This window comes from Pararhodospirillum oryzae, assembly GCF_007992075.1.
Classification (GTDB): Bacteria; Pseudomonadota; Alphaproteobacteria; order Rhodospirillales; family Rhodospirillaceae; genus Pararhodospirillum; species Pararhodospirillum oryzae.
This window is the reverse complement of sequence record NZ_BJZO01000126.1, coordinates 1-8,868: the sequence shown is the minus strand read 5'-3', so window position 1 is coordinate 8,868 and position 8,868 is coordinate 1. Positions and strand designations below refer to the sequence as shown.

8 protein-coding genes and 1 pseudogene are annotated in these 8,868 nt (G+C 68.6%); 6 read left to right on the top strand and 3 right to left on the bottom strand.

What is annotated here, in order from left to right:
• Window positions 1-295, top strand: a pseudogene (locus tag ROR02_RS16690) (methyl-accepting chemotaxis protein); the annotation flags it as partial.
• Window positions 296-477: 182 nt separating this feature from the next.
• Here the strand turns inward: ROR02_RS16690 and ROR02_RS15360 are convergent.
• On the bottom strand, window positions 478-1,128 hold the full coding sequence (locus tag ROR02_RS15360) for an indolepyruvate oxidoreductase subunit beta (RefSeq protein ID WP_147164923.1): 651 nt from the start codon (window positions 1,126-1,128) through the stop codon (window positions 478-480).
• A 5-nt stretch (window positions 1,129-1,133) separates the two neighbouring features.
• On the bottom strand, window positions 1,134-2,999 hold the full coding sequence (locus ROR02_RS15355; protein WP_147164922.1) for a thiamine pyrophosphate-dependent enzyme: 1,866 nt from the start codon (window positions 2,997-2,999) through the stop codon (window positions 1,134-1,136).
• 307 nt (window positions 3,000-3,306) lie between these two features.
• On the opposite strand from ROR02_RS15355, the gene ROR02_RS15350 reads away from it, so the two are divergent.
• From ROR02_RS15350 to ROR02_RS15330, 5 genes are all read left to right on the top strand, one after another.
• A complete protein-coding gene (locus ROR02_RS15350) occupies window positions 3,307-4,539 on the top strand; it encodes an ABC transporter substrate-binding protein (protein ID WP_147164921.1) in 1,233 nt (410 codons plus the stop codon).
• An 81-nt stretch (window positions 4,540-4,620) separates the two neighbouring features.
• Window positions 4,621-5,493: a branched-chain amino acid ABC transporter permease gene (locus tag ROR02_RS15345; protein ID WP_147164920.1), complete on the top strand. Its 873-nt coding sequence runs from the start codon at window positions 4,621-4,623 to the stop codon at window positions 5,491-5,493.
• On the top strand, window positions 5,493-6,479 hold the full coding sequence (locus tag ROR02_RS15340; RefSeq protein WP_147164919.1) for a branched-chain amino acid ABC transporter permease: 987 nt from the start codon (window positions 5,493-5,495) through the stop codon (window positions 6,477-6,479). Before ROR02_RS15345 ends, ROR02_RS15340 begins: the two co-directional genes overlap by 1 nt.
• Window positions 6,476-7,273 carry an ABC transporter ATP-binding protein gene (locus tag ROR02_RS15335; protein ID WP_147164918.1) on the top strand — a complete coding sequence of 266 codons (798 nt, stop codon included), beginning with the start codon at window positions 6,476-6,478 and terminating at the stop codon, window positions 7,271-7,273. Before ROR02_RS15340 ends, ROR02_RS15335 begins: the two co-directional genes overlap by 4 nt.
• Window positions 7,273-7,974, top strand: a complete 702-nt coding sequence (locus ROR02_RS15330; protein WP_147164924.1) for an ABC transporter ATP-binding protein — start codon at window positions 7,273-7,275, stop codon at window positions 7,972-7,974. The genes ROR02_RS15335 and ROR02_RS15330 overlap by 1 nt, the downstream gene beginning before the upstream one ends.
• A gap of 70 nt (window positions 7,975-8,044) precedes the next feature.
• On the opposite strand, the gene ROR02_RS15325 is transcribed toward ROR02_RS15330, so the two are convergent.
• Complete coding sequence (locus ROR02_RS15325) at window positions 8,045-8,524, bottom strand: Hsp20 family protein (RefSeq protein WP_147164917.1); 480 nt, start codon at window positions 8,522-8,524, stop codon at window positions 8,045-8,047.
• Window positions 8,525-8,868 lie beyond the last annotated feature (344 nt).

Below are 8,868 nucleotides of genomic sequence, written 5' to 3'. Positions count from 1 at the left end.
GGGGGCGATCAGCGCCATCGTCAAGCGGATCGACGAAATCAACCAGATCGCCGCAAGCATTGCCTCGGCGGTGGAGGAGCAGTCGGCGGCGACGTCGGAAATCGCGCGGAGCGTTCAGCAGACCGCCGAAAGCACCCGGATGGTCTCGGTGCACCTGTCGGGGGTCAATCAGGCCACCAACGAAACCGGCTCGGCCGCCGGGCAGGTGCTGAGTTCGGCCCAGTCCCTGGCTCACGAGGCCGAGGCGCTCAAGGAGGTGGTCACCCGTTTCCTGCGCGACGTGCGCGCGGCGTAAGGGGCTGGCGCTCCCGGCCCCCCTTTCCTCGTCTTCGATGAAAGAAAAGGGGGGCCGGGGCATCGCCCCGGGCGGGTTCGGGCGGCAGCCCCGACGGCCGAAGGCCGTGAGTTCCGGGCTGCCGAAGGCCGTGAGTCCCGGGCTGCCGAAGGCCGTGAGTCCCGGGCTGCCGGGGGCCTCTGTCAGTGGGGCAGGGCGCGGCCTTCGTCGAAGGCGCGGCCGTTGAGCTCGGCCAGGGCCGGCTTGCGAACGCGGAAGGCTTCCACCACCTGGGCGCGCAGCACGTCGGCGGGCACGGGCAACAGGTCGCTGACCGCGCCCAGCATGACCGTGTTCATCAGCTTCAACGTGCCCAGGCGCTCGGCGATGGCGCGGGCGGGCACGACGCGGACCTTCCAGCCCTGGGCGCGCAAGGCGCCGATCGGGTCGTCGGGGTAGGTGAACAGCCCCTGGTGGACCACGGGCGGGCGGATTTGCAGATCGCTGACCACCAGCGCCGCGCCTTTGCGCACCTGGGTGACGGCGCGCAGGGCCTCGGCGGCTTCAAAACCGATCAGCACGTCGGCCTCGCCGGGCGGAATGGCGGGCGCCAGCACGCGGCCGCCCATGCGCACGTGCGAGGTGACCACCCCGCCGCGCTGGGCCATGCCGGCGACCTCGGTTTTCTTGACGTCGAAGCCTTCGACCACGGCCGCCGCCGCCAGCAGTTCCGCCGCCGTCAGCACCCCTTGCCCGCCAATGCCACACAGCAAAATATTCGTGACCGGTGCCAGGGCCGGGGAAAGGGCCGGTTCGTCGGTCTGGCGGGCGGTCGCGCTTGCGGATGCACTCATCGGGGTCAGCCTCCAACGGCCTGCCCGGCGGTCTCGGCCGGGCCTTGGGGAACGATGCACTTGGGTCCGCACGGCCCGACACAGGCGTTGCAGCCCGTGCAGAAGGCGCTGTCGATGCGCACGAACGACAGGGCCTTGACCTCGCCGCTGGCGGTCACGCGTTCGCCCCGGCGCACCACCTGGATGGCCGGGCAGCCCACGGCCAGGCAGTTGCCGCAGCCCGTGCACTTGTCCTCGTCGACCATCAGGGCCGGGTGGGCCTTGTGGCGGTCGGTCAGCACGCACGGCTGGTTGGTGAGGATCACCGACACGTCGGGCACCTGGATTTCGGTGCGGATCAGCTTGAACAACTCGGGCAGCTGGTAGGGATCGGCGACGTGCACCCGCTCGGGCTTCACGCCCAGCGCCTTGACCAGGGCTTCCAGATCCACGCGCGGCGCGTCGTTGCCGTACAGATCGCGCCCGGTGCCCGGATGCTCCTGGCCGCCGGTCATGCCGACCGACCGGTTATCCAGGATCATGACGGTGACGTTGGCGCGGTTGTAGACAAGGTTGAGCAGGCCTTGCATGCCCATGTGCAAGAAGGTGGAATCGCCGATCACCGCGACCACGGCCTTGTTGGCGTCGTCGCCGTGCTTGGCGAGCGCGAGGCCATTGGCGAGGGTGAGCGAGGCGCCCATGCAGGTGCAGGTATCCATGGCGTTCCAGGGCTGCCCGGCGCCCAGGGTGTAGCAACCGATGTCGCCGCTGACCAACACCGAGTTGCGCAGCCGCGACAGGCAGTAGAACGGCGACAGGTGCGGGCAGCCCGGGCACATGGTGGGCGGGCGCGGGAACACGTCGGCGGGGGCCGTCGTCGCGGCCGGCACGGGCAGGGTTTCCCCGCGCACGGTGGCGCCGGCCTGGCGCAGCACGGCCACCGACAGCTCGCCGTTGCGGGGCAGGATGTCCTTGCCGGTCACGGCCATGCCGGCGGCGCGCAGTTCCTGTTCCACCAGGGGCTCGGTTTCCTCGACCACCAGCACGGTCTCGACCCCGGCGGCGAAGGCCTTGATGCGCTCCACGGGCAGGGGATGGCTGAAGCCCAGCTTGAGCAGGGGGGCGTCGGGCAGGGCCTCGCGGGCCGACAGGGCGGCGGGACCGCTGGCCACCACCCCGATGCGGGCGTTCGTGCCCTTCCATTCGGTGGTCAGCGGCGAGGTTTCGGCCTCGGCGCGCAGGGCGTCGTCGCGCTTGAACTGGGCCGGGATCATCGGCCGCGCATTGCCGGGCAGCATCACCCAGCGCCGGGAATCGCGAATGAAGCCGCGCGGTTCGATCGTCTGGCGCTGTCCGATCTCGACCAGCGTCTTCACGTGGCACACGCGGGTGGTCAGGCGCAGCAAAACGGGAACCAGGAACCGCTCGGACAGCTCGAACGCGGCCAGGGTAAAGGCATGGGCTTCCTGGGCGTCGGCGGGTTCCAGCACCGGCAGGTGGGCGAAGCGGCCCCAGTAGCGGCTGTCTTGTTCGTTCTGGCTGGACGACAGGCCCACGTCGTCGGCGACGGCGATCACCAGCCCGCCGTTGACCCCGGCCAGGGTCTGGCTCATCAGGGCGTCGGCGGCGACATTCATCCCCACGTGCTTCATGGCGCAAAAGGCCCGCGTGCCGGCCAGCGCCGCGCCAATGGCCACTTCCAGGGCCACCTTTTCGTTAACGCCCCACTGGGCGGTGACGTCGGGATAGGTGCCCAGGACCTCCAGGATTTCGGTGGAGGGTGTTCCGGGGTAGGCGCTTGCCAGGGTGACACCGGCTTCCCACACCGCTTGGGCGACGGCTTCATTGCCAGACAGGAGACGCCGGGTCTCCGTGTCGGTCACTGCATTCATCGGCTGCTCTCCCGTGGTCCCCTGAACGGGGGGACAATCCGTTCTGCTGCCGCCCGCGCTTCCCTGGTCGTGGGGGCGAATCAGGGTCGGCAGGATCCCTTAGCCCAAAGCCCGCCGCCCCGCAATCCTTCTGCAACAGTGGCGCGATACCGCGCGCCTCTTGTGGGAGCGGGGCCGGCTTTCTATCATGCGCCCCTTCCGGCGGCGCCAAGAAGCCCACAAGGGCCCTCGCGGCCGCCGGACGACCAGGGGGTTTCAAACGGACGACCGGACAAAAGGCGGCGTCCATCAGGGGAGGATTGGTTCCATGACCACGATTGCGTCGCGTCCGTCCCGGGCGCGCCGGCGCGCGGGCGCCGTTCGGACGGGTTTCGCGGGCCTCGCGGGTTTCGCGGGCCTCGCAGGCCTCGCGGGCCTCGCGGGCCTCGCGGGCCTCGCGGGCCTGACCCTGGCCCAGCCGGCCCGGGCCGACATCCTGATCGGCGCCACCCTGGCCGAAACCGGCCCGGCCGCCTTTCTGGGCGAGCCCGAGGCGCGCACCCTCGACATGCTGGTGGCCGAGACCAACGCCGCCGGGGGCATCCGGGGCGAAAAGGTGAAGCTGATCCGCTACGACGATTCGGGCAACCCCGACAAGGCGCGCACCTTCGCCACCCGCCTCATCGACGATGATCAGGTGGTGGCGGTGATCGGCGGCTCGACCACCGGATCGACCATGGCCGTGGTGCCGTTGTTCGAGCAGGCCGGGATTCCGTTCGTGTCGCTGGCCGGGGCCGTGGTCATCATTGATCCGGTGAAGACGTGGGTGTTCAAGACCCCGCACACCGATCGCATGGCCTGCGAAAAGATCTTCACCGACATGCGGGCGCGGGGCTTCACCAAGGTGGGCGTGATCGCGGGCACCGACGGCTTTGGCAAGTCGATGCAAGAGCAGTGCCTGGCGGTGGCCGGGGCGCATGGCATCGAGATCGTGGGCAACGAAACCTACGGTCCCCAGGACTCCGACATGACGCCCCAGCTCACCAACCTGAAGAACGCGCCCGGCTTGCAAGCGGTGCTGAATGCCGGCATGGGCCAAGGTCCCGCGATCGTCACGCGCAACTTCCGCCAGGTGGGCCTGGAGGTGCCATTGTACCAGTCCCACGGCGTGGCCTCGAAGTCGTTCATCGAACTGGCCGGGCCGGCCGCCGAAGGGGTGCGCCTGCCGGCGGCCGCCTTGCTGGTGGCCGAGAAGCTGCCCGACGACGACCCGCAAAAGCCCGTGGTCCTGGGCTACAAGACCGCCTACGAAACCGCGACCGGTCAGCCGGTTTCCACCTTTGGCGGCCATGCCTTCGATGCCTACAAGCTGTTGATCGCCGCCATCGAACGGGCGGGCTCCACCGATCCGGCCCGGATTCGCGACGCCTTGGAGCAAACCAGGGATTTCATGGGCACCGCCGGGCGGGTCACCTTCACGCCCGCCGACCACATGGGCCTGGATGAAACCGCGTTCCGCCTTCTGGAAATCAAGGACGGCGACTGGACGCTGGTCCAGTAATCCCCCGCGTCGCGCCCGCCTTCGCCGGACCCGGCGGGGGCGGTGCGTGTTGATCCGCCTCGCGCCGCCGAAGGACCGGTGATGGCTGAATTCCTGCAATTCCTGTTCTCGGGGCTGACGGTTGGCGCCGTGTATGCCCTGGTTGCCCTGGGCTTTACCCTGATTCACAACGCTTCTGGCGTGGTGAACTTCGCCCAGGGCGAGTTTGTCATGCTGGGCGGCATGATCACCGTGTTCGCGGCCCAGGCCGGCCTGCCCCTGGCGGTGGCAGCCGGGGTTGCCATCGGCGTCACCGCCCTGGTGGGGGTGGCGCTTTACCGGCTGGCCATTGCCCCGGCCGGATCGGCCTCGGTGGTGTCGATCATCATCATCACCATGGGGGCGTCCTTGTTCCTGCGCGGCACCGCCCAAAGCGTGTTCGACAAGCAGATCCACCGCTTCCCCGCCTTTTCCGGCGAAACCCCGATCACGATCGGGGGCGCCACCTTGATGCCCCAAAGCCTGTGGGTGCTGGGGGGCGCCGCCGTGGTCTTTGTGGCGCTGCACCGTTTCCTGGCCCACACCTTGCCCGGCAAGGCGGTGCTGGCCACCGCCAGCAACAAGCTGGCCGCGCAGCTTGTCGGCATCAACACGCACGCGGTGCTGCTGCTGGCCTTCGGCCTGTCGGCGGCGATTGGCGCCGTGGCCGGGGTGTTGATCACGCCCCTGACCATGACCACCGCCGACATGGGCGTGTCGGTGGCGCTCAAGGGCTTTGCCGCCGCCATGCTGGGGGGCATGGGCATTCCGGTGGGCGCGATCGTGGGCGGCTTGGGGTTGGGCCTGATCGAGGCCTTCACCGCCGGGTACCTGTCGTCGGCCTACAAGGAAGCCACCGCGTTCCTGGTGATCCTGGTGGTCCTGGTGCTGATGCCCCGGGGCCTGTTTGGTCCCAAGGACGTGGAGCGCGTGTGATGAGGGTTCCTTCGTGGCTGGCGGACCCGCGCGCGCGCGTTCTTGTGCTGCTCGCGGTCCTGATCGCGCTGGCGCCGCTTTTGTTTCCCAGTGGCTATTACTACCGGGTCGGCACCTTGGTGTTCCTCAATGCCCTGACCGTGACCGGCCTGGTGATCCTCACCGGCTACGCGGGCCAGGTCAGCCTGGGGCATGCCGGGTTCTTCGGGATTGGCGCCTATGCCTGCGCGGTGGGAACCTCGCATTTCGGCCTGGCGCCCGGTTTGTGCGTGGCCCTGGGGGCCGGGCTCGCGGGCGGGCTGGCCCTGGCCGTGGGCCGGCCGATCCTGCGCTTGAAAAGCCATTATCTGGCGGTGGCAACCCTGGGCCTGGGCATCCTGATCGCCATGGTGTTGACCAACGAAGGCCAGTGGACCGGCGGCCCCGATGGCATGAGTGCCCCCACCTTGCCCTTGCGCGCGTGGCTGCGGGCCTGGGGGGTGCCGCTTTCTCCCGCTCAGGCGTGGTACGCGCTGTCGGGCCTCGTGCTGCTGGCGGGGGCGTGGATGGCGCTCTCCTTGCGCGAGAGTGCCAGCGGGCGCGCCTTGCGCGCCTTGCACGACAGCGAGGTGGCGGCACGGGTGATCGGCATCGACGTGGCCCGGGCCAAGGGGCGCGCGTTCGCGATTTCGGCGGTGTATGCCTCGGTCGCCGGATCGCTGATGGCGCTGTTCAATGGCTTCGTCAATCCGGCCATGGCCGGATTCATGCACTCGATCGAGCTGGTGACGATGGTTGTGCTGGGCGGCGCGGGCAGCGTGCTGGGCGGCGTGGTTGGCGCCACCGTGCTCACGGTGCTGCCCCAGACCCTGACGGTTTTCCAGGAATACGAAATGACCATGCTGGGGCTGATCATGATGGTCATGATGATCTTCCTGCGCCAGGGCGTGGTGCCGGGGCTGGTGGGGGCGTGGACGGCGTGGCGCGGACGGAGGGCCCGGCCATGAGTCTGCTGGATGTCGAGGGCCTGTCGATTCACTTTGGCGGGCTGGCCGCCGTCACCGATGTGTCGTTCAAGGTCGAGGCGGGCGAGATCGTGTCGATCATCGGCCCCAACGGCGCGGGCAAGACCACGCTTTTCAATATGATCTCGGGCCTGTACCGCCCGTCGTCGGGATGCGTGCGTCTGAACGGCGAAAAGGTCACGGGTCTGCCCCCCGAGGCCCTGGCCCGGCGCGGCCTGTCGCGCACCTTCCAGAACCTCCAGGTGTTCCAGCAGATGACGGTGCTGGAAAACGTGATGGCCGGCTGTCACCTGGGCGAGAAAAGCGGCTGGCTTTCCGACCTGCTGGGGCTGCCTGCCTCGCGGCGCCAGACCCGCGCCACCCGGGACCGCGCGATGGCGCTGCTCGACCGCCTGGATCTGGCCCGCTGGGCGACCCGCCCCGCCTCGGCCTTGTCCTATGGCCTGCTCAAGCGCCTGGAAATCGGGCGCGCGCTGGCCGCTGAACCCCGCTTGCTGCTGCTCGATGAGCCGGCGGCCGGGTGCAACGCGGTCGAGACCAACGATATCGACGCCCTGATCGTGGAGCTGGCGGCGGCCGGGATCGGGATTTTGCTGGTTGAGCACGACATGAAGCTGGTGATGCGCCTTTCAAAGCACATCCTGGTCTTGGACCGGGGGGTGAAAATCGCGGAAGGGGCGCCCGAGGTCATCGGCCGCGACCCCACGGTGATCGCCGCCTATCTGGGGCGTCACGGCCAGGACGAAAGCGAAAAGGGGGCCGCCTCGTGCCGGTGATGTTGGAAACCCGCGCCCTGCGCTCGGCCTACGGACGCATTGAAGTGCTGCATGGCATCGATCTGGTGGTGCGCGAGGGCGAAACCGTGGCCCTGGTCGGGGCCAATGGCGCGGGCAAAACCACCTTGATGCGGGCCCTGGCCGGCGTGCAGCCGGTTTGCGGCGGCGAGGCGTGGTTTCGCGGCCGTGCCCTGGCCCGGGTGCCGGCGTGGCGCCGGGTCGGCCTGGGGCTGGCCCACGTGCCCGAGGGGCGGCAGATTTTTTGCGACCTGACGGTGGAAGACAACCTGCGCCTGGGGGCCTGGGCCACCGATCGCACGCATGTCGCCGAGGGACTGGCCGAGGCCTACCAGATGTTTCCGGTGCTGGGCGAAAAGCGAAGGCTGCCGGCCGGGGGGCTGTCGGGCGGGCAGCAGCAGATGCTGGCGCTGGCGCGGGCCCTGATGGCACGCCCCGTGTGCCTGTTGCTCGACGAACCCTCGATGGGGCTGGCCCCGGCGCTGATCGACGAGATTTTCGACGTGATCGCCGGCCTGGCCCGGCGTGGCCTGACCGTGGTGCTGGTCGAGCAAAACGCGGCCGTGGCCCTGTCGGTCGCCGATCGCGCCTACGTGCTTGAAAACGGGGTGATCACCCTTGAAGGCGCCGCGTCCGACCTGGTGAAGGACGACCGGGTGCGGGCCGCCTACCTGGGGATCTGAACAACGGGTTTAAAAAACCAGCGGGGGGGCAGGCGCCCCCCCGCGTTCAAACGACGCGTTGCACGTCGCCTTACGCCGCCTGGGTCTCGATGGTCTTGTTTTCGAGGGCCTTCGACGGCGCGGACGCCCGGGTGATGGCAATCTGCCGGGGCTGCTTCTCCTCGGGCACCTCGCGCACCAGGTCCACGTGGAGCAAGCCGTTCACCAGGGTGGCCCCCACAACCTTGATATGATCGGCAAGTTCGAACTTGCGTTCGAAGGCACGGCCGGCGATGCCGCGATGCAAGAACCGCGCGGGGGGTTCCTCGGTGCGGTCCAGGCGGCCGGCGATGACCAGGGTGTTTTCCTGGGTGGTCACCGACAGGTCATCCTCGCCGAAGCCGGCAACCGCCATGGTGATGCGGTACTCGGTCTCGCCGGTCTTTTCGATGTTGTAGGGGGGGTAGGAAACCGCCTGTTCGTCCAGGCGGGAGGCCGCATCCAGAAGCCGGCTGACGTTGTCAAAGCCGATGGCGAAACGATGCAGCGGGGTCAGATCAAACGTGCGCATAATCATATCCTCCAATCGAGCGACATGAGAAGCGGATGCACCATCCAAGGTCACATCCCGATGAAACGGGAGCCGGCCAGGGAGTCTGTTCAAGGAGCGAAACCGGTTTGACCGCGTTTCCTCCGGAACGACCCAAGGGCGCCGTCCCCCGATGATCCCTCCCTTGGGGAGCCGATCACGGGGCTGATATGGGATGCTCCTGGGGGTGTTCAAGGGGAAATCTTGAAAAAAGTTTCGCCTTGGAACGCGGGCATCGGCCCTGGAAGCCCAGGTTGGACCTGCGAACAGGGCAATTGGATGAAGCCTTGGATACCGTCGCGAGAGGGCTCCCCAACGCCGCGAGA

What these genes read in the sequence shown, in the direction of transcription:
- ROR02_RS15360 (WP_147164923.1), bottom strand. Translation starts at nt 1,128, where the DNA reads ATGAGTGCATCCGCAAGCGCGACCGCCCGCCAGACCGACGAACCGGCC.
- ROR02_RS15355 (WP_147164922.1), bottom strand. Translation starts at nt 2,999, where the DNA reads ATGAATGCAGTGACCGACACGGAGACCCGGCGTCTCCTGTCTGGCAAT.
- ROR02_RS15350 (WP_147164921.1), top strand. Translation starts at nt 3,307, where the DNA reads ATGACCACGATTGCGTCGCGTCCGTCCCGGGCGCGCCGGCGCGCGGGC.
- ROR02_RS15345 (WP_147164920.1), top strand. Translation starts at nt 4,621, where the DNA reads ATGGCTGAATTCCTGCAATTCCTGTTCTCGGGGCTGACGGTTGGCGCC.
- ROR02_RS15340 (WP_147164919.1), top strand. Translation starts at nt 5,493, where the DNA reads ATGAGGGTTCCTTCGTGGCTGGCGGACCCGCGCGCGCGCGTTCTTGTG.
- ROR02_RS15335 (WP_147164918.1), top strand. Translation starts at nt 6,476, where the DNA reads ATGAGTCTGCTGGATGTCGAGGGCCTGTCGATTCACTTTGGCGGGCTG.
- ROR02_RS15330 (WP_147164924.1), top strand. Translation starts at nt 7,273, where the DNA reads ATGTTGGAAACCCGCGCCCTGCGCTCGGCCTACGGACGCATTGAAGTG.
- ROR02_RS15325 (WP_147164917.1), bottom strand. Translation starts at nt 8,524, where the DNA reads ATGCGCACGTTTGATCTGACCCCGCTGCATCGTTTCGCCATCGGCTTT.